Genomic DNA, 19793 nt, shown 5'->3' with positions numbered 1-19793 from the left:
GGCGGGTCGTCGAGCGTGCCTGACCGGCCGCACGGAGGCGGCCGGCCAGGGGAGGGGTGATGGAACAGGTACTTAGTCGGTGCCGGATTCCATGGCGGCTCGGTCGAGGAGTTCGTCTTCTTCGGTGGGTTCGCCGCGGGAGGCGATGGCTTCGGCTCCGCCGGTGGGCATGGGGCCGATGAGGTCGGTGGAGGAGGCGAGGGCCGCGTTGGCGGTGCCGAACATGCCGAGGCCGGCGTACTGCTCCAGCTTCGAGCGGGAGTCGGCGATGTCCAGGTTCCGCATCGTCAGCTGACCGATCCGGTCGACCGGGCCGAACGCCGAGTCCACGATCCGCTCCATCGACAGCTTGTCCGGGTGGTAGCTGAGCGCCGGCCCGGTGGTGTCGAGGATCGAGTAGTCCTCACCCCGCCGGAGCCGCAGCGTGACGTCGCCGGTCACCGCCGTACCGACCCACCGCTGCAGGGACTCCCGCAGCATCAGCGACTGCGGGTCCAGCCAGCGGCCTTCGTACATCAGCCGCCCGAGCCGCCGTCCCTCGTTGTGGTAGTTCGCCAGCGTGTCCTCGTTGTGGATCGCGTTGACGAGCCGTTCGTACGCCGCGTGCAGCAGCGCCATCCCGGGAGCCTCGTAGATGCCCCGGCTCTTGGCCTCGATCACCCGGTTCTCGATCTGGTCCGACATGCCCATGCCGTGCCGGCCGCCGATCGCGTTCGCCTCCAGCACCAGGTCGACCGCGGAGCCGAACTCCTTGCCGTTGATCGTCACCGGCCGGCCCTGCTCGAAGCCGATCGTGACGTCCTCGGCCTCGATCACGACGGACGGGTCCCAGTGCTGCACGCCCATGATCGGGTCGACGGTCTCGACCCCGGTGTCGAGGTGCTCGAGGGTCTTGGCCTCGTGGGTGGCGCCCCAGATGTTCGCGTCGGTGGAGTAGGCCTTCTCGGTGCTGTCCCGGTACGGCAGGCCGTGCGCGACCAGCCACTCGGACATCTCCTTCCGGCCGCCGAGCTCGTGCACGAACTGCGCGTCCAGCCATGGCTTGTAGATCCGCAGCTGCGGGTTCGCGAGCAGGCCGTAGCGGTAGAACCGCTCGATGTCGTTGCCCTTGAAGGTCGAGCCGTCGCCCCAGATCTGCACGTCGTCGTCGAGCATCGCCCGGACCAGCAGCGTGCCGGTCACCGCGCGCCCGATCGGGGTGGTGTTGAAGTACGTCCGCCCGGCCGAGCGGATGTGGAAGGCGCCACAGGCCAGCGCGGCCAGGCCCTCCTCGACCAGCGCCGCGCGGCAGTCGACCAGGCGGGTGATCTCGGCGCCGTACGCCGTGGCGCGACCCGGGACGGAGGCGATGTCGGGCTCGTCGTACTGACCGAGATCGGCCGTGTAGGTGCAGGGGATCGCTCCCTTGTCCCGCATCCACGCAACCGCGACCGACGTGTCGAGACCGCCGGAGAAGGCGATGCCGACCCGTTCACCAACAGGCAAAGACGTAAGAACCTTGGACACAGAAAAAGTATGCACTGCCCTGCATGATTATGCAAAGCGGGTGTGACGGGCGTGGCTGCTGGGGCAGAAGCGAAAGGATGGGAGGATGTGAGGCCGGCAGGAGGGGAGTGAGGCAACACCATGATGGGGCGGTCGCATGCGTTGTCAGGGTGGTGCGCGGGGTTGGTGGTCGCGCCGCTGGTCGGGCTGACGTCGGTGGCGGAGGTCGTGCCGTTCGCGGCGGCGACGGCCGGGTATGCGCTGGTGCCGGACCTGGATCACCCGGGCGCCCGGGCGTCCCGGTTGGTCGGTCCGGTGACGCGGCTCGTGTCCGAGGCGGTGCGGGCGTTCTCGGGCGTGCTCTACAACCTCACCAAGGGTCCACGCGACGAGGACAGTACCGGCAAGCACCGCCACGCGACGCACACGCTCGTCGCCGCGATCCTGCTTGGCATGCTCGCGGCGAGCGCCGGCGACCGCGGCAAGTGGGCAGTCCTCGCCGTGGCCGTCACCGGTTTGCTGCTCGCGGCCGACGTACTGGGTGACTGGCTGATCGTCCTCGTGTTCGGCGCCACCGCCTGGTCCGTGACCGGTACGGCGCTACCCGGCACGACCACCGCGGACGCCGTCCAAGCAGGCCTCACCGGCATCGGCGGCTGGATCGGAGTCGCCGTCGCCCTCGGCATGTTCGTTCACTGCCTCGGCGACAGCCTCACCCGCTCCGGCTGCCCGTGGCTGTGGCCGCTGCCGATCCGCGGCGAGACCTGGTACGAGATCCGCCTCCCGCGCCCGCTCCGCTTCCGCACCAACGGCTGGTTCGAGCGCCTGATCGTCGTACCGCTGCTGCTCGGCGCCGCCGTACTCCTGCTGCCCGGCGCCCTGCAAGCAGTAGAGCGCCTGTTCACCGCGACCTCGATCTGGATCGCCGGCCGCTAAACCTCGGTCAGGTACGACGACACGCCGCCGGACTCGAGTGCGGCGGCGAACCGCTGCTGGTTCCGCACGCCCGGCCACACCTCCCACAGGAACAACGGGATCGCGAGCACGGCCCCGATCAGCACGAGGTAGAAGCTGTCGACGACGAACGCCAGCGGAATCGAGATCAGGAACACCGCCTCGCACACCGCGAACCGGACGAACGTCGAGGCGGTGAATCGCTGCCAGGATTCCGTCGCGACGTCGGCCTTCGACCGATCGCTGATCTTCAGTGGACTGGTCCGGAAACCGACCAGCTCGCAGAACGCATAGGCAAGCGCCGCGGTGAGCAGTACGAAGGACGGCGCCCAGGTCGGCGGGAAGTCGCCGATCCCGTCGACGGCCAGCACGAACCACAGGACCAGGGTGATCATCGGGATCGCGGTGAGCATGGCGGCGGCTGTGGTCATCAGCGATCGCTGCGCGGGCGTGAGGGTGGTGGACACGCGGAGAGACTAGCGGTTCGGAAAGTCACCAAAATCTCCACCTTCAGCAAGCATGAAGTAACAGAGAGTGTTCACAGAATTTTTTCCGGACTTTTTTGCGAGAAGCTGTAACGCCTACCGGGCCCGGCCCGATAGGACGAGTGAGCCTGGTGGCTGCCCGGACCCCCGAGCGGACAGCCACCAGGCCTGCTCATTTCTCAGCGGCTTCGGAGCGGTAACCTGAGCCCCATGTCCCCAGCTTCAACTGCGGCCTCAGAGGCGCTGCCGTTCGGCCGCCTCACGACGGCGATGATCACCCCGTTCCGGCCCGACGGGTCGCTCGATCTCGACGCGGCGCAGAAGGTGGCGAAGTACCTCGTCGACCGCGGGAACGACGCGCTGATCGTCAACGGGACGACCGGTGAGGCTCCGACCACCTCCGACCGGGAGAAGGTCCAGCTGCTGAAGGCGGTGCTGGAGGCGGTCGGCGACCGGGCGAAGGTGGTCGCCGGCGTCGGCACCAACGACACCGCGCACACGATCGAGTGCGCCAAGCAGGCCGAGGCTGCCGGTGTGCACGGTCTGCTCGTCGTCACGCCGTACTACAACAAGCCTCCGCAGGACGGGCTGCGCGCGCACTTCACCGCGGTCGCCGACGCCACCGGCCTGCCGAACATGGTCTACGACATCCCCGGCCGGGCCGGCGTCGAGGTCAGGACCGACACCCTGATCGCGCTCGCCGGGCACCCGCGGATCGTCGCGGTGAAGGACGCCAAGGGCGACCTGGCCGGGACCACCAAGGTGCTGGCGAACACCGATCTGTTCTACTACTGCGGTGCCGACGAGCTGAACCTCGCCTCGCTCGCGATCGGCGCGGTCGGCATCGCCAGTGTCGTCGCGCACGTCGCGAGTCCGGAGTACCGGCAGCTGATCGACGCCGTGGTGGCCGGCGACCTCGCCACCGCACGAGAGATCGACCGACGGGTGGTGCCCGCCGTCGAAGCGATCATGACCAGGACCCAGGGCGCCATCATGGTGAAGGCCGCGCTCAAGCTGGCCGGCGTCATCGAGCACGCGACACTCCGGTCGCCGTTGATTGAGGCGACCGCCGAGCAAGTGGACTGGCTCACCACCGACCTCAAGACGGCAGGACTGATTGCATGAGCCATCCCCATCCAGATCTCGACGCGCCCGGGCCCCTCGCCCCGGGCGCTTTGCGGGTGATCCCGCTCGGCGGCCTCGGCGAGGTCGGCCGCAATATGACGGTGTTCGAGTACGACGGCAAGCTGCTGATCGTCGACTGCGGGGTGCTGTTCCCCGACGAGAACCAGCCCGGCGTGGACCTGATCCTGCCGGACTTCCAGCCGATCCGGGACCGCCTCGACGACATCGTCGCGGTGGTGCTGACGCACGGCCACGAGGACCACATCGGCGGCCTGCCCTACCTGCTGCGCGAGCGAGGCGACATCCCGGTGATCGGGTCGCAGCTCACGCTCGCGCTGCTCGAGGGCAAGCTCAAGGAGCACCGGCACCGCAACGTGCCGCAGCAGACCGTGGTCGAGGGCGAGTCGCTCCAGATCGGCCCGTTCGTCTGCGAGTTCATCGCCGTCAACCACTCGATCCCGGACGCGCTGGCGGTGGCGATCAAGACGCCGGCCGGCCTGGTGCTGCACACCGGTGATTTCAAGATGGACCAGCTGCCGCTGGACAACCGGATCACCGATCTGCGCGCGTTCGCCCGGCTCGGCGAGGAGGGCGTGGACCTGTTCTGCGTCGACTCGACCAACTCCGAGGTTCCCGGGTTCACCACCCACGAGCGCGACATTGCGCCGGTGCTGGACGGTGTCTTCACCAAGGCGAAGAACCAGCGCATCATCGTCGCCTGCTTCGCCTCGCACGTGCACCGGGTCCAGCAGGTGATGGACGCGGCCGTGAAGCACCGCCGCAAGGTGGCGTACGTCGGCCGCTCGATGGTCCGCAACATGGCCGTGGCCCGCGACCTCGGCTTCCTGAACGTGCCCGGCGACACCCTGATCGACATGCGCGAGCTGGACAACTACCCGCCGGAGCAGGTGGTGCTGGTCTCGACCGGTTCGCAGGGCGAGCCGATGTCGGCGCTGTCCCGGATCGCCGCGAACGACCACCACGTCGTCCAGATCCAGCCGGGCGACACCGTCGTACTCGCGTCGTCGCTGATCCCGGGGAACGAGAACTCGGTGTACCGGGTGATCAACGGCCTGACCCGGCACGGCGCGAACGTGGTCCACAAGGGCAACGCGCTGGTGCACGTGTCCGGTCACGCCAGCGCAGGCGAGCTGCTGTACTGCTACAACATCGTGAAGCCGCGCAACGTGATGCCGGTGCACGGCGAGATCCGGCACCTGCACGCGAACGCGGACCTGGCCATCCAGACCGGTGTGCCGGCGCAGAACGTGGTCGTCGTCGAGGACGGCGTGGTGGTCGATCTGATCGACCGCAAGGCGATCGTGGCCGGCAAGGTGGACTGCGGGTACGTGTTCGTCGACGGGTCGACGGTCGGCGACATCACCGAGACCTCGCTGAAGGACCGCCGGATTCTCGGCGACGAGGGTTTCATCTCGGTGATCGCCGTGATGGACTCGGTGACCGGCAAACTGACGGCAGGGCCGGAGATCCAGGCGCGCGGGTTCGCCGAGGACGACACTGTCTTCGACGACCTGAAGCCGAAGATCGAGGCGGAGATCGAGAAGGCGATCGGCAGCGGCGTGGACGACATGTACCAGCTGCAGCAGGTGATCCGCCGGGTGGTCGGCAAGTGGGTCAGCGACACCCACCGCCGGCGCCCGATGATCATCCCGGTCGTCGTCGAGAGCTGAGCTGCAACAACAGGGGAGAGAGGGGCCGGCGATGACGATCAGCGGAGTGAACGGGACGGGCCAGCGCCGGCCCACGATGAAGGAGGTCGCGGCCCGGGCCGGTGTCGCGCTGAAGACCGTCTCCCGGGTGGTGAACGAGGAGCCGAACGTCAGCCCGGAGCTGACCGCGAAGGTCCAGGCCGCGATCAAGGAGCTCAACTACACCCCGAACGAGAGCGCCCGGATGCTGCGGCGCGGCAAGACCGGGACGATCGCAGTGGTCATCCGCGACATCGGCGACCCGTTCTTCGCCTCCCTCGGCCGGGCGGTCGAGCTCTGGGCGCGGTCGTCCGGCTCGGTGGTGATGATCGGCCTGACCGACGAGGACCCGGACCGGGAGCGCGACGTCTGCCTCGAGTTCGTCGCCCGGCGGCCCGACGCGCTGATCATGGCGCCGATCGGCGAGACCCAGGAGTACCTCGCGCCGCACGTGGACGCCGGCATGGCGGTCGTCACGATCGACCGGCCGGCGCACGGGATCGAGGCGGACGCCGTACTGGCCGACAACGCCGGCGGGATCGACCAGGCGATCGACCACCTGGTCCGGCAGGGCCACCGGCGGATCGCCTACCTCGGTGACGACGAGCGGATCTTCACCGCCCGCGAACGCGTGGTCGCCTACCGGGCCGCGATGGCGCGGCACGGGATCGAGGTGGACGAGGACCTGGTCCACCTGTCCGAGCCGACGACCGAGGGCATCGGCATCACGCTGTCCGCCGTACTCGATCGTTCCGAGCCGGCCACCGCGTTGCTGTCGGCGAACAACATGACCACGGCCGAGGTGCTCCGCGGGCTCGCGGGCCGCCGGGACCAGGTCGCCCTGGTGTCCTTCGACGACCTCGCGCTCGGCGACCTGCTCAGCCCCGGGCTGACCGCGGTCGCGCAGTCCGCGGACGTGATGGCCCGTACGGCGATCCAGCTGATGACCGAGCGCCTCCCGGAACCCCACCGTCCCGGTCGCACCGTCCGCGTCCCGGTGAAACTCACCATCCGCGGATCAGGCGAGATCCCGCCCAGCAGCTGACTGTCACTTCCGGTAGAGCTCGACGAGCGGGCACTGGAAGGGATCACGGGCCCGCAGGCCGACGTTGTTCAGGTACCCGACGACGATCCGGTACGACGTGAACAGTCCGACCTCGGTGTACGTGATGTCATGCCGCGCGCAGTACTCGCGGACGATCGGCCGGACAACCTTGAGGGTCGGCCTGGGCATGCTCGGGAACAGATGGTGCTCGATCTGGTAGTTCAGCCCGCCCATCGCGAAGTCCACCAGCACACCACCGCGAATGTTGCGCGACGTCAGCACCTGGCGGCGCAGGAAGTCGAGCTTCATCGTGGCCGGCACCAGGGGCATGCCCTTGTGGTTCGGCGCGAACGAAGCACCCAGCCAGACCCCGAACACGGCGAGCTGGACAGCCAGGAACGCGCTGGCCTTGCCGACCGGCAGCAGCAGGTACAGCGCCCCGACGTAGCCGCCGATCCTCGACATCACGACCGCCGCTTCGACGCGCTCGAGCCGAGTCGCTCCGCGGCGCAGCAGGTGCCGCAGGCTCGACACGTGCAGGCCGACCCCTTCCAGCGTCAGGAGCGGGAAGAACAGCCAGCCCTGCCGGGCGGCGATCCACTGACCTGCCGGCCCGCGCTTCGCGACGGCGTCGGGGTGGAACGCGATCACCTCGAGCTCGACATCGGGGTCGCGGCCTACCTGGTTCGGCGCGTTGTGGTGCCGGTTGTGCTTGTGGCGCCACCACGTGGCACTCATGCCGGCGATCGGCCCGGCGAGGAAGCGTGCCGTCCAGTCGTTCCAGGTGGGGGAGTGGAAGATCTGCCGGTGTGCGCTGTCGTGACTGAGGAAGGCGACCTGCGTGAGTACGGCGGCCAGTGCGCCTGCCAGTAGCAGCTGGTACCAGGAGTCGCCCAGCACGACGACGCCGGCGCCGACGCCCGCCAGCGCGGTGAGCACGAGCGCAATCCGGGTGAAGTAGTAGCCCTTGCGCCGGCGGAGGAGGCCGAGCTCGCGGACAGTCCGTACAAGATCCGTGTAGCGGCTGGTGTATCGCTGCTGCGCGCTGTGGGGGTGGGCGGCGAGCTGTGACATGGGTCTGCCCCGTCCTGGGAGTGTGCGCTCCACCATCCGGTCGCATGGCCAAGGGGCCGTTAAGCAGGTCGGGCCCGCAGATGGCCCGCTGCGGTCGGCTCGGCAAAGCCGTGCTCCGGCCCCCGGCTGATTTGGCGCCCAGTTCGCCCGGGTGTCACCTGGCTGTCATCGCGGCGGCGCACCTTCAGGTCATGAACTTGAGCCGCCGCCAGCTCCTGGCCGCATCCACCGTTGCCGGTGCGTCCCTCGCAGTACCAGGGACTGCCACTGCCGCGACGCCGAACCTCGTCCGTCGCGACCGGCCCGCCCTGCCGTCCGGGATCATGTCCGGTGACGTCACCGAGAACTCGGCCGTCGTCTGGTCCCGGACCGACCGCCGCGCCCGCCTCGTCGTCGACCTGACCAGCCACGGCCGGTTCGACCGGGCGATCCGGCTGCGCGGCCCGGTCACCGGGCCGGACGACGACTTCACCGCGCAGCTGCCGCTGAAGGGCCTGCGCCCGGGCCAGCGCTACGACTACCGGATCGCCTTCGAGGACGCCGGCGGCCGCCGCGGCGAGTCGCTCGAGGGTTCCTTCAGTACGCCGGGCCGCAACCGCGGACTGTCGTTCGTCTGGACCGGCGACACCGCCGGCCAGGGCTACGGCATCAACCCCGACCTCGGCGGCATGATCGCGTACCAGGCGATGCACGACACCCGGCCGGACTTCTTCCTGCACTCCGGTGACAACATCTACGCCGACGGCCCGATCGCGGCCGAGGTGAAGGTTGCCGACGGCACCATCTGGCGGAACGTGGTGACCGAGGAGGTCGCCAAGGTCGCCGAGACGCTGGCCGAGTACCGCGGCCGGTACAAGTACAACCTGCTCGACGAGCACGTCCGGGCCCTGTACGCCGACGTGCCGATCGTCAGCCAGTGGGACGACCACGAGACGGTCAACAACTGGTACCCCGGCGAGATCCTCACCGACGAGCGCTACACCGAGAAGCGGGTCGACGTCCTGGCGGCCCGGGCCCGGAAGGCGTTCCTGGAGTACCTGCCGATGGTCCACACCGCCGGCCGGGGCCGGATCTACCGCAAGGTGAGCTACGGCCCGCTGCTGGACATCTTCTGCCTGGACATGCGGACCTACCGCGACACCAACCCGAAGCCGGACGTGGCCGGCGAGGTCGCGATCCTCGGCGCGGAGCAGTCCGAGTGGCTGGTCCGCGAGGTCGCGAAATCGAAGGCGACCTGGAAGGTGATCGCCAGCGACATGCCGATCGGCGTGCTGGTCCCGGACGGCACCGAGATCGAGGCGGTCGCGAACGGACTGGCCGGCGCGCCCGGTGGCCGCGAGCACGAGATCGCCTGGATCCTCAGCCAGTTCAAGCGGCGCAAGATCCGCAACACGATCTGGCTGACCGCGGACGTGCACTACTGCGCGGCGCACCACTACGACCCGTCGCGGGCGGCCTTCACCGACTTCGACCCGTTCTGGGAGTTGGTCGCCGGGCCGATCAACGCCGGCACGTTCGGGCCGAACGCGCTGGACTCCACGTTCGGGCCGAAGGTCGAGTTCGTGAAGGCGGCCGACTTCCCGAACCAGCCGCCGAGCGGCGGCAACCAGTTCTTCGGCCACGTCGACATCGATCCCCGCACCGGCGTCTTCACCGCGTCGCTGCGCGACCTCTACGGCAAGGTCCTGTGGTCCAAAGACATCAAACCCGCCCAATAGAAGAGGCGGTTGAGAGGGCCACTGAGGCCCGTCGTACTCACTGGCCCCGGCGCCAGTGCGGGATGCCGCCCACCGGGGCCGGTGGGTACGACGCTCACCCTTTGAAGAACTCCAGGGCGTGCGCGACCACAGCCTCCGGCTGGTCGTCGACGACGAAGTGCGACGCGCCCGGGATCTCGATCAGCTGCAGATCGTCGACGTACGGCTCGTAGCCGTGCAGGAACTCGGCCCGGACGTTCGGATCCTCGGCGCCGAGCAGAACCAGCGTCCGGGTGGTCAGCTGCCGGTCCTTGTACTTGCCGCGCAGCATCTGCATCCCGACCGGCTGGATGAAGTGCCGGTACAGCGCGGACCCGGCCCGGGCGCGGGCCGGCTCGCGCAGCCGCTCGGTGAAGATCTCCAGGTCCTCGTCGCTGATCCCATGGGAGACCGACGCCAGCAGGTGGCGCGTCAGCCAGGTGCGCAGGGCCCACGGGCCGAGGCCCGGCACGGGCAGGATGAAGTTGAACCAGGCGTGCCGCACGAGGCTGCGCATCATCGCGCCGTCGAAATCGACGTACGGCGGCGGGATCGCGATCGACACCTGGTCGCGGACGCGCTCGGGATGTTCCAGGCACAGCAAGTACGCGACGATCGCGGACCAGTCGTGCGCGATCAGGTGCACCTGGTCGACGTCCAGCGCGTCCAGCAGCGCGAGCACGTCGCCGAGCAACTGGTCGGCGGTGTACCCGTCGGGCGGCGCGTCGGTCCACCCGGCGCCGCGCAGGTCGGGGCAGATCACACGGTAGTGCTGAGCCATGCTGGGAATGACGTCGCGCCACTCCCACCAGTGCTGCGTGAAACCGTGGAGCATCAGGACGGCGTCGCCGCTGCCGGCTTCGGTCACATGCATCCGGAGTCCAGGCAGCTCGACGTAGGTGTGGGTCACCCCATCGAGTGTCGGAAGCATGGCATCGACGGTACTACGAACGTAGTACAAAGTCACTACGTTTATAGTGACGGTATGACGCCGACGCGTGCTCGTGCTCTGGACGCCGCCATCGAGCTCCTCGGCACCAAAGGACTGCGGGCGATGACGCATGCCCGCGTCGACGAGAAGGCCGGCCTGCCGAAGGGCTCGACCTCGAACTACTTCCGTACCCGGGCCGCGCTGCTGTCCGGGGTGGCCGACCGGATCGCCGAGAGCGAGAACGAGGCGCTCGGCACTGCGTTCAGCCCGGCCACGCCCGAGGAGTTCGTCGACATCATGTGCGGGCTGTTCGACTTCCTCACCCGGATCAACCGGGTGCGGACGACCGCCCGGCTGATCCTGTTCCTGGAGGGCAGCCACGATCCGGTCGTCCGGGAGGCGCTGTCCCGCGGCCGTGAGGCGATCGTGGCGACTGCCACCGCGGCGCTGGCCGAGCTCGGCGCGCCGAACCCGCGGGAGGCCGCCCGGGCCGTGGCGGCCGCGTCCGAGGGCCTGATCCTGCATCGCATCGCGCGGCACGACGACGTCGACCCCCGGCCCACTTTCGAATTGCTGTTGAAGGTTGCACTTGCCGGTTAGGTTTGTCCGCATGACCTACCCGGAGAGCCGCCGCGACGACGTCGTCGAGACACTGCACGGGCATCGGATCGCCGATCCGTACCGCTGGCTGGAGGACCCCGACGCACCCGGCACCCGGGACTGGGTCACCCGCCAGAACGCGCTGACCGAGGCCGAGCTGTCGAGCTACCCGGAGCGGGCGTGGTTCCAGGCCACGATGTCCGCGATCCTGGCCCGGCCGCGGGCCGGCGTCCCGGTGAAGAAGTCCGGCTGGTACTTCGTCGGCCGCAACGACGGTACCCAGGCGCAGGACGTCGTGTACGTCGCCGAGACCCTCGAGGACCTGGTCGACCGCGGCCGGGTCCTGATCGACCCGAACACGCTGTCCGAGGCGGGCACCGACTCACTGGGCACCTTCACGGTCAGCCCCGACGGCAAGTACTTCGCCTACGGCATCAACGAGAGCGGCAGCGACTGGACGACGTTCCGGCTGCTCGACATCGCCACCGGCACGCCGGTCGACGACGTGGTCACGGAAGCCAAGTTCTGCGAGGCGACCTGGTTGCCTGACAGCTCGGCGTACCTCTATCTGCACTACCCGGCGAGCGGGCGCAGCGAAGGCACCGAGACGAAGTCGCTGTCCGGCGGCCGGTTGATGCTGCACCGGGTCGGTACGACGCAATCGTCGGACGAGCTCGTGCTGGACTTCCCGGAGAACGACCGCATCTTCATCACGCCCGAGGTGTCCGAGGACGACCGGTACCTCGTCGTCCACATCAGCGAAGGCACCGACCCGGCGACCCGGCTGTGGGTCTACCCGATCACCTCGGACGGCGGCATCGGCGAGCCGATCAAGGTGGTCGACTACCTCGCGGACGAGATCACGTTCGTGCGGATGTCCGGCGATCAGCTGGTCGTGCGCACCGATCGCGACGCACCCCGCGGCCGCGTCGTGCTTGCGTCCCTTGATGGGCAGTTCGCCGACCTGATCCCGGAGGGCGAAGGCACCCTGCAGGCGGTCCGCGGTACGGCGAGCGGCCTCGCCACGCTGACCCTGCTCGACGCGCAACCCGTGCTCACGCTCTACGCGCTGGACGGCTCCGACGCCCGCGTCGTCGATGCGCCAGGCGGGGGAGTGGTCGGCATGAACGCCTCCCCGGAGTACGACGAGCTCTTCGTCGGGCTGTCCACGCCGACCGAACCGACCCTCTCGTACGTCGTGTCCGCCTCGACCGGCGCCGTACGCGCACTGCCCGAGCTCGTCCGCGGGTCCGGCGGCTTCACGTCACCGGCCATCACGGTCGAACGCCGGCTCGAGCCCGGCCGCGAGGTGCCGTACTTCCTGATCAGCCGCGCCGACCTGGACTACTCGTCCCCGCGACCGACCATGCTCTACGGGTACGGCGGCTTCCGCATCCCGATCCTGGCCGAGTACCGGCCCGGCTGGCCGGCATGGCTGGCCGCCGGCGGGGTGCTGGTGATCGCGAACCTGCGCGGTGGCGGCGAGTACGGCAGCGCCTGGCACGACGCTGGTCGCCTGAAGAACAAGCAGAACGTCTTCGACGACTTCATCGCCGTCGCCGAGCACCTGCGCGACACCGGCGTGACCACGTCGGAGCAGCTCGCCATCCACGGTCGCAGCAACGGCGGTCTGCTGGTCGGCGCCGTGATGACGCAGCGGCCCGACCTGTTCGCGGTCGCGCTGCCGGGTGTCGGCGTACTCGACATGCTGAGGTTCCACCTGTTCACGGTGGGGGCCGCGTGGACGTCGGACTTCGGGCATCCGGGCGACGCGAAGCAGTTCGAGGACCTGCTGGCCTACTCGCCACTGCACCGGGTGCAGGACGGGACGGCGTACCCGGCCACGCTCGTGGTCACCGGTGACCACGACGACCGGGTGGTGCCGTTGCACAGTCACAAGTTCATCGCCGCGTTGCAGCATGCCCAGTCCTCCGCCGAACCTGTCTTGACCAGGGTCGAGGTCAACACCGGCCACGGCTTCGGGAAACCCGCCGCGATGGTCGCGTCGGAATGGGCGGACCTACTGGCGTTCGCTGCTCACCATGTAGGCCTTGAACCTCCTGAGCAGTAGGAGGGCTGCATCACCAGATGCGAGGCGCTTGGAGGTCGCGGGGGTCGTCGGCGGGCTGACAGCCGTGCGCGGACTCCTCGTACTCCGACCGCGGTCCGCTGGTGGCCAGCGTCCGTACGGCGTTGACGAGACGGTCCACGTGCTCTCGGGTCGTCCCGAGGCCGAGGCTCGCGCGGACCGCCGTACCGTGCTCGGGGGAGTCCGCGAGCAGGTGGCCGACGAGCGGGTGCGCACAGAACTTGCCATCGCGGACGCCGACGCCGTACTCGGCGCTCAGCGCCGCGGACACCAGGGTCGAGGTCAGGCCGGCGACGGTGAAACACACCGTGCCGACGCGGTCCGCGTCCTGGCCGAAGATCGAGTACGTCGTGACGCCGGGAATCTGCGCGAGACCGGTCCGGAGCCGGGCGAGCAGGCTGCGCTCGTGCTGCTCGATGGCGTCGCGGTGCTTGCTGATCGCCGCACAGGCCGAAGCCAGCGCGATCGCGCCGATCACGTTCGGGGAGCCGCCCTCGTGCCGCGCCGGGCCGGTCGCCCAGACCACGAGGTCCTCGGTGACCGCAGTCGTCGCGCCGCCGCCGTACAGGTAGGGCTCAGCGGCGTCCAGCCAGTCGGAGCGGCCGATCAGGGCGCCCGCGCCGTACGGCGCGTAGAGCTTGTGGCCGGACAGCGCGACCCAGTCGACGTCGAGCTCGGCGATGTCGACCGGCCGGTGCGGCGCGAGCTGCGCGGCGTCCAGGCAGACACGCGCACCGTGCGCCTTGGCGACGGCCGCGATCTCGGCGATCGGGAAGATCTCGCCGGTCACGTTGGACGCACCGGTGACGACGACGAGCCGCGGGCCCTCGGGCGCGTTGCGGAGCGCGTCGGCGACGTTGGTCACCGCCTCGCTCGGGCTGGCCGGCGCAGCGAGGCGCACGGTCCGCTCAGCCGGCCAGGGCAGAAGCGCGGCGTGGTGCTCGGACTCGAACACGATCACGGTCGCGTCAGCTGGTACGGCGTGGGCTAGTAGGTTGAGCGCATCGGTCGTCTGCCGGGTGAAGATCACCTGGTCGTCGTCACGGGCGCCGATGAAGGCATGCACCTCGGCGCGGGCCCGCTCGTACCACTGCGTGGTAATGCGGGAGGCGTAGCCGTTGCCGCGGTGCACCGACGCGTACGACGGCAGTGCCGCCTCGACGCTGGCGCGCACCGACTCCAGACACGGCGCGCTGGCGCCGTGGTCGAAGTTCGCGTAGTCGGTGACCCGGCCGTCGGCCAGTGGGACCAGCAGGTCGGAGCCGACGGTGGCGGGGATGCTGCCGGTCGCGAGGCGGGCCACAGTCGGCCGCGCGGTCGTCGTACTGGCAGGCTCGAGGATGGAGAGGATCGACATGCTGCTGCTCCCAGGAAGTCCGCACTTGCCGAGCGGGGTATCCGCACGGCCTGGTCTTCACCCGGGGCACCCCACCGCGGAGGAGGGTTGCCGGCCAGCGAGCCGGGGCTTGACGCTGGCGCTCATGACCTGCCGAAGACGGTAACGAACGGGCTACGGTCGACGCCAGTGGCTATCTCATGTGATGAGATGGGCGAACACATCGTGGACAACTTGGGGAACGCATGACTTGGAGAGCACCTGCCGTCGAACGACCGGCCGGCTCGTTGACCGCCCCGGAGCGCTCGTTGCTCCAGGGCTACCTGGATTTCTACCGCACCACGCTGCTGTTCAAGTGCGCAGGCCTCACGGCGGCGCAGCTGGCCGAGCGGCCATCGCCGCCGTCGAACCTGTCGCTGCTCGGGCTGATCCGGCACCTGACCAAGGTCGAGCGGATCTGGTTCCGGATCCACTTCGCCGCCGATCCCGCCGAGCCGGTGTTTCCGCTCGAGCTCGGGAAGGACGCGGACTTCGAGCTGATCGATGCTTCGCTGGCCGAAGCGGAGTACGACGGCCTGATCGAGGAGTGGAAGCTGTCCGACGAGGCTGCTGCCGGGCACTCGCTGGACGAGCGCTTCACCTTCAAGGAAACTGAGTCGACGCTGCGGATGATCTACATCCACCTGATCGGCGAGTACGCCCGGCACTGCGGCCACGCCGACCTCGTCCGTGAACAACTGGACGGCACCACCGGCGCCTAAGCTGCGGACCTGGTCCGGTCGTGGCGCCGTGACGCTACGGATGGGGCAGCGTGATCGGCGTGTGACACGTGGGACTCGAGAGGTAATCGGGGTAGCCTGAGGTATATGGCGACCCGCACGTCTTCCCCGGCGCGGGCGCAGAAGTCGGCAGCCAACCGGCCGAGTACGGCGCGGTCGGCTGCTGGTGGACGCTCCCGTCCGTCAGGCGCCCAGAAACGTGGGCAGAGCACGAAGCGCGGCGGTGGATCCACCGCGGCGCGGACCAGCACGCCCAAAGTCAGCGGACCGGGCCCCTTCGCGGCCGCCATGCTCGCGCTCGGCCGCGGCTTCGTGAAGCTCTGGATCGGCATCGCGCACCTGCTCGGCGGCATGGTCCGCGGGATCGGCAACGGCGCCCGCGACCTCGACCCCGAGCACCGCCGCGACGGCGCCGGCCTGTTCCTGATCGGCCTCGGCGTCGTGGTCGCCGCTGCCATCTGGTGGCAGCTGCCAGGTGCCGTCGGCAACGTCATCCGGACCGTCGTCGGCGGCAGCGTCGGCATGATCGGCTGGGCCGTGCCGCTGATGCTGCTGTTCATCGCGCTGCGCACCATGCGCCACCCGGACCGCAACGGCCCGGCCGGCCGCCAGGTAATCGGCTGGACGACGTTCGCGCTCGGTGTGCTCGGCCTGATCCATATCGCCAACGGCCTGCCCCGGCCCGGCAACCCGGCCGACGCGCCGATCCAGGAGGCCGGCGGCGCGATCGGGTACTTCATCTCCACGTTCCTGTCCGACCTGCTCACGCAGTACGTCGCGGCCCCGCTGCTGGTCCTGCTGTCGATCTTCGGCGCCCTGGTGATCACCGGGACGCCGGTCTACGCGATACCCGTGCGGGTCCGCGCGGCCTTCGACGTACTGATGGGACGTACGGCGCTGCCCGAGGACGCACCGTCCGTCGTGGCCGCGCCGACCGACGACACCGTCCGGCTGACCCGCAAGGAGCGCCGCGCCAAGGCCGCCGCCTCCGAGGACGAGGACGGCGAGCCCACGGTCAAGCCGTACGACTCGCCGGTGCTCGAGGGGCGGGAAATCAGCAAGCGCGGCCGCAAGTCGAAGGCCGCGCCGCCTCCCCCGGAGGAGGACGCGTACGACGCCGACGCCGCGGCGGCCGCCGTACCCTCGCCGTCACCGGTCGTTGCCTCGGGCAAGTCTTCTTCGGACTCGCCGCCCGAGCCGCCGCCGCACACGCCGCTGCCGCGGCGGGTCGAGCAGCTGAGCCTGTCCGGCGACATCACCTACACGCTCCCCGACGGGCAGATGCTCAAGCCGGGCTCGGTGCACAAGGCGCGGACCAAGGCGTCCGACCAGGTCGTCGACCGGCTCACCGAGGTGTTCGAGCAGTTCGGCATCGACGCCCAGGTCACCGGCTACACCCGCGGCCCGACCGTCACGCGGTACGAGGTCGAGCTCGGCTCCGCGGTGAAGGTCGAGAAGGTCACCGCGCTGTCGAAGAACATCGCCTACGCGGTCGCCTCGGCCGACGTCCGGATCCTGTCGCCGATCCCGGGCAAGTCCGCGATCGGCATCGAGATCCCGAACACCGACAAGGAGATCGTCAGCCTCGGCGACGTGATCCGGTCGGCGACCGCGCGCAACGACCACCATCCGATGGTGGCCGGGCTCGGCAAGGACGTCGAGGGCGGGTTCGTCGTCGCGAACATGGCGAAGATGCCGCACCTGCTGGTCGCGGGCGCCACCGGTTCGGGTAAGTCGTCGTTCGTGAACTCGCTGATCACCTCGATCCTGATGCGGGCCACGCCGGACGAGGTGCGGATGATCCTGGTCGACCCCAAGCGGGTCGAGCTGAACAACTACGAGGGCATCCCGCACCTGATCACGCCGATCATCACCAACGCCAAGAAGGCCGCCGAGGCGCTGCAGTGGGTCGTCCGCGAGATGGACATGCGGTACGACGACCTGGCCGCGTTCGGGTTCCGGCACGTCGACGACTTCAACAAGGCGGTCCGGGCGGGCAAGGTGAAGCCGCCACCGGGGTCCGAGCGGGTGCTGACGCCGTACCCCTATCTGCTGGTGATCGTCGACGAGCTGGCCGACCTGATGATGGTCGCTCCGCGTGACGTCGAGGACTCGATCGTCCGGATCACCCAGCTCGCGCGTGCGGCCGGCATCCACCTGGTGCTTGCCACCCAGCGGCCGTCGGTGGACGTCGTGACCGGTCTGATCAAGGCGAACGTGCCGTCGCGGCTGGCGTTCGCGACCTCGTCGCTGGCCGACAGCCGGGTCATCCTGGACCAGCCTGGCGCGGAGAAGCTGGTCGGCCAGGGTGACGGACTGTTCCTGCCGATGGGCGCGAGCAAGCCGATGCGTATCCAGGGCGCCTGGGTCACCGAGTCCGAGATCCGCGGCGTGGTCGAGCACTGCAAGGAGCAGCTGCAGCCGACGTACCGCGAGGACGTCACCGCCGCGGCCGGCCCGAGCCGGGAGCTCGACGACGAGATCGGCGACGACATGGACCTGGTCGTCCAGGCCGCCGAGCTGATCGTCTCCACCCAGTTCGGCTCCACCTCGATGCTGCAGCGTAAGCTCCGGGTCGGCTTCGCCAAGGCCGGCCGCCTGATGGACATCCTGGAAAGCCGAGGCGTCGTCGGCCCGAGCGAAGGCTCCAAGGCCCGCGACGTCCTTGTCAAGCCCGACGACCTAGAGGACTTCATCACCACCCTCCGAGGAGAGTGACGTGCTCCCCAGGACGCTCGCCACCACGACCACGTGTCCAGGCACACCCCGACCGGGCGTCAGCCCAGCCGCGCCTCCGGTCGGCTCCGTTCACCTTCACCCGGTCGCGCAGCGGCCGGGTCGTGTTGGGCGAGGGGTATGCCGATGACTGCTGCCAGTGCTCTGCCCAGGCAGGAACGCTTCGACCTCGACCCGGAGCCGGTGCCGTTCACCGTCCGCGCGTCCCAGAAGGTGCACGGCGGGATCGCCGTCGGCGCCCTCCTGGTCGCGATCGGCTTCGCCACCTCCGCCTCCACCAGCCCGACCGGCGTACTGCGCTGGATCGCTGCCGCCGGGTTCGCCGTACTGGCCCTGGTCTGCGCGCGCGCCCTGACGGTCGGCGACATGCTCGTGGCCGACGACGTCGGCATCCGCCTGCGCATCCGCAACGAGTGGATCGGAACCCGATGGGAGGACATCGAGGAAGTGACGGTGCTGAAGCGCCGGCATCTGCTGGACGACGGCAGAATCGCCGTCCACCTTCAGGATCCGGGCCCGGTCCTGGGCGCGATGCCGAGTTCGACTCGCAAGACAACGGATGCGAACCGGCGGTTGACCGGCTCGTCACTCGCGGTACCGTTCGGGTTGACGGCTCGGCCGTCGGACGGGGAAGTGGTACAGGCACTGCACATGCTGGCGGATGCCAGGTGTCCGGTCAGGGAACAACTCTGACTCGTCCGTGACCCTGTCGGACAAAGGCCGTTGAGTTGGTGTCGGCGGTCCCGCTGTCGGCGTTTCGGAGTCGACGGTCCGCTGAACAGTCGGGCGATGGAGAGGACGGTGGGGACGTGAGCATCGGCAGCGAGCTCACGGCGGCCCGCGAACGGGCCGACATGACGATCGAGCAGCTGAGCGCCGCAACCCGGATCAGAACGGGGCTGCTCGTCGCCATGGAGGCCGACGACTTCTCCCGCTGCGGCGGGAACTTCTACGCGCGCGGCCATATCCGCGCGATCGCCCGCGTGGTCAAGGCCGACCCGGCGCCCCTGCTCGCCACCTTCGACGCCGAGCACGCGGTCGAGGAGGACAAGGCCCGTCGCGAGGAACGGGCCGCCATCAAGGGCCCGACCCTGCACCCGGCCCGGCCGCGCTGGGCAGTCGTGGTCGGCGCGATCCTGATCGGCCTGATGGGCTGGGGCATGGTCCGGCTCTTCACCGTGCCGAGCGACGTCGAGGCGAACGCCTCCAAGTCCGCCACCTCGACCCCGGTCGTCACCACCGTGACCCCGAAGGCGACGCCCACGCCGACCGTCAAACCCACCAAGCGCAAGCCGACCAAGCCTCCGGTGCCCACCAAGGTCAAGCTCACCCTGACCGCGAAGGGCGACGGCTCCTATGTCACGGTCCGGGACAAGAAGGGCAAGCGCCTCTTCCAGGGCCTCCTCGGCCCCGGCACCTCCCAGACCGTCACCACCACCGGCGACGTCCGCGTCTCCGTAGGCGTCCCCGCCAACCTCTCCGTCACCGTCAACGGCCACACCCACTCCATCAAGCTCTACCGCTTCGAAGCCCACCCCAACGGCACCCTCACCAAACCCGACTAATCCCCGCCAATCGCCGCACGACCCCGCCCAAACACCACCTCCGGGCGACGTTGCTCCGCCACCGCCGGGCCACCTTCCACCGCGGCTGGCTGACCGCCGCCTGGGGGACGGCTCGCCACCAGGCAGCGGTGAGTGGGGTGATGT

Annotated in this window: 16 protein-coding genes and 1 riboswitch; of the genes, 11 read left to right on the top strand and 5 right to left on the bottom strand. The window is 69.4% G+C overall.

The window, feature by feature from the left end:
- Positions 1 to 72: 72 nt before the first annotated feature.
- Entirely contained in the window at positions 73 to 1506 is a 1434-nt protein-coding gene (argG, locus tag AB0H36_RS15590) for an argininosuccinate synthase (protein ID WP_360522436.1), read from the bottom strand.
- Positions 1507 to 1626: 120 nt separating this feature from the next.
- Between argG and AB0H36_RS15585 the strand changes: the two genes are divergently transcribed.
- Positions 1627 to 2421, top strand: a complete 795-nt coding sequence (locus AB0H36_RS15585; RefSeq protein WP_360522433.1) for a metal-dependent hydrolase — start codon at positions 1627 to 1629, stop codon at positions 2419 to 2421.
- Here AB0H36_RS15585 and AB0H36_RS15580 read toward each other — a convergent pair.
- Positions 2418 to 2906 (bottom strand): hypothetical protein, encoded by a 489-nt coding sequence (locus AB0H36_RS15580; protein WP_360522430.1) that lies wholly within the window; start codon positions 2904 to 2906, stop codon positions 2418 to 2420. The two genes, AB0H36_RS15585 and AB0H36_RS15580, sit on opposite strands and share 4 nt — an antisense overlap.
- 228 nt (positions 2907 to 3134) lie before the next feature.
- On the opposite strand from AB0H36_RS15580, the gene dapA reads away from it, so the two are divergent.
- Genes dapA through AB0H36_RS15565 form a run of 3 tightly spaced genes read left to right on the top strand, consistent with a single transcriptional unit; the run spans position 3135 to position 6803 of the window.
- Positions 3135 to 4049 (top strand): 4-hydroxy-tetrahydrodipicolinate synthase, encoded by a 915-nt coding sequence (gene dapA, locus AB0H36_RS15575; RefSeq protein ID WP_360522427.1) that lies wholly within the window; start codon positions 3135 to 3137, stop codon positions 4047 to 4049.
- Positions 4046 to 5740, top strand: a complete 1695-nt coding sequence (locus AB0H36_RS15570) for a ribonuclease J (RefSeq protein WP_360522424.1) — start codon at positions 4046 to 4048, stop codon at positions 5738 to 5740. The genes dapA and AB0H36_RS15570 overlap by 4 nt, the downstream gene beginning before the upstream one ends.
- A 31-nt stretch (positions 5741 to 5771) precedes the next feature.
- The gene (locus AB0H36_RS15565) at positions 5772 to 6803 is read left to right on the top strand and encodes a LacI family DNA-binding transcriptional regulator (RefSeq protein ID WP_360522421.1); all 1032 of its coding nucleotides are present in this window, start codon (positions 5772 to 5774) and stop codon (positions 6801 to 6803) included.
- A gap of 3 nt (positions 6804 to 6806) precedes the next feature.
- Here the strand turns inward: AB0H36_RS15565 and AB0H36_RS15560 are convergent, their stop codons facing one another.
- Complete coding sequence (locus tag AB0H36_RS15560) at positions 6807 to 7877, bottom strand: acyl-CoA desaturase (RefSeq protein ID WP_360522418.1); 1071 nt, start codon at positions 7875 to 7877, stop codon at positions 6807 to 6809.
- Between the two features lie 191 nt (positions 7878 to 8068).
- Here AB0H36_RS15560 and AB0H36_RS15555 point away from each other — a divergent pair, with 191 nt between their 5' ends.
- Complete coding sequence (locus tag AB0H36_RS15555) at positions 8069 to 9595, top strand: alkaline phosphatase D family protein (protein ID WP_360522415.1); 1527 nt, start codon at positions 8069 to 8071, stop codon at positions 9593 to 9595.
- Between the two features lie 94 nt (positions 9596 to 9689).
- Here the strand turns inward: AB0H36_RS15555 and AB0H36_RS15550 are convergent, their stop codons facing one another.
- The gene (locus tag AB0H36_RS15550) at positions 9690 to 10544 is read right to left on the bottom strand and encodes an alpha/beta hydrolase (protein ID WP_360522412.1); all 855 of its coding nucleotides are present in this window, start codon (positions 10542 to 10544) and stop codon (positions 9690 to 9692) included.
- 54 nt (positions 10545 to 10598) lie between these two features.
- Between AB0H36_RS15550 and AB0H36_RS15545 the strand changes: the two genes are divergently transcribed.
- Together AB0H36_RS15545 and AB0H36_RS15540 are read left to right on the top strand one after the other, a co-directional pair.
- Positions 10599 to 11144, top strand: a complete 546-nt coding sequence (locus AB0H36_RS15545; RefSeq protein ID WP_360522409.1) for a TetR family transcriptional regulator — start codon at positions 10599 to 10601, stop codon at positions 11142 to 11144.
- Positions 11145 to 11154: 10 nt separating this feature from the next.
- The gene (locus tag AB0H36_RS15540) at positions 11155 to 13215 is read left to right on the top strand and encodes a prolyl oligopeptidase family serine peptidase (protein WP_360522406.1); all 2061 of its coding nucleotides are present in this window, start codon (positions 11155 to 11157) and stop codon (positions 13213 to 13215) included.
- 10 nt (positions 13216 to 13225) lie between these two features.
- Here the strand turns inward: AB0H36_RS15540 and AB0H36_RS15535 are convergent, their stop codons facing one another.
- The gene (locus tag AB0H36_RS15535) at positions 13226 to 14590 is read right to left on the bottom strand and encodes an aminotransferase class V-fold PLP-dependent enzyme (protein ID WP_360522403.1); all 1365 of its coding nucleotides are present in this window, start codon (positions 14588 to 14590) and stop codon (positions 13226 to 13228) included.
- A 16-nt stretch (positions 14591 to 14606) separates the two neighbouring features.
- A riboswitch (SAM riboswitch) is annotated at positions 14607 to 14720 on the bottom strand.
- A gap of 94 nt (positions 14721 to 14814) precedes the next feature.
- Between AB0H36_RS15535 and AB0H36_RS15530 the strand changes: the two genes are divergently transcribed.
- The 4 genes from AB0H36_RS15530 to AB0H36_RS15515 all read left to right on the top strand — a co-directional run bounded on the left by AB0H36_RS15530 (position 14815) and on the right by AB0H36_RS15515 (position 19649).
- Positions 14815 to 15330, top strand: coding sequence for a DinB family protein (locus AB0H36_RS15530; protein WP_360522400.1), 516 nt, complete (start codon positions 14815 to 14817; stop codon positions 15328 to 15330).
- Positions 15331 to 15435: 105 nt separating this feature from the next.
- Positions 15436 to 18066 (top strand): DNA translocase FtsK 4TM domain-containing protein, encoded by a 2631-nt coding sequence (locus AB0H36_RS15525; RefSeq protein WP_360522397.1) that lies wholly within the window; start codon positions 15436 to 15438, stop codon positions 18064 to 18066.
- A gap of 144 nt (positions 18067 to 18210) precedes the next feature.
- Entirely contained in the window at positions 18211 to 18777 is a 567-nt protein-coding gene (locus AB0H36_RS15520) for a hypothetical protein (protein ID WP_360522394.1), read from the top strand.
- 116 nt (positions 18778 to 18893) lie between these two features.
- Positions 18894 to 19649: a RodZ domain-containing protein gene (locus tag AB0H36_RS15515; protein ID WP_360522391.1), complete on the top strand. Its 756-nt coding sequence runs from the start codon at positions 18894 to 18896 to the stop codon at positions 19647 to 19649.
- Positions 19650 to 19793: the final 144 nt, after the last annotated feature.

This window comes from Kribbella sp. NPDC050820, assembly GCF_040653975.1.
GTDB lineage: Bacteria > Actinomycetota > Actinomycetes > Propionibacteriales > Kribbellaceae > Kribbella.
The sequence above is the reverse complement of the archived record's forward strand: the minus strand, read 5'-3'. Positions and strand labels throughout refer to the sequence as shown.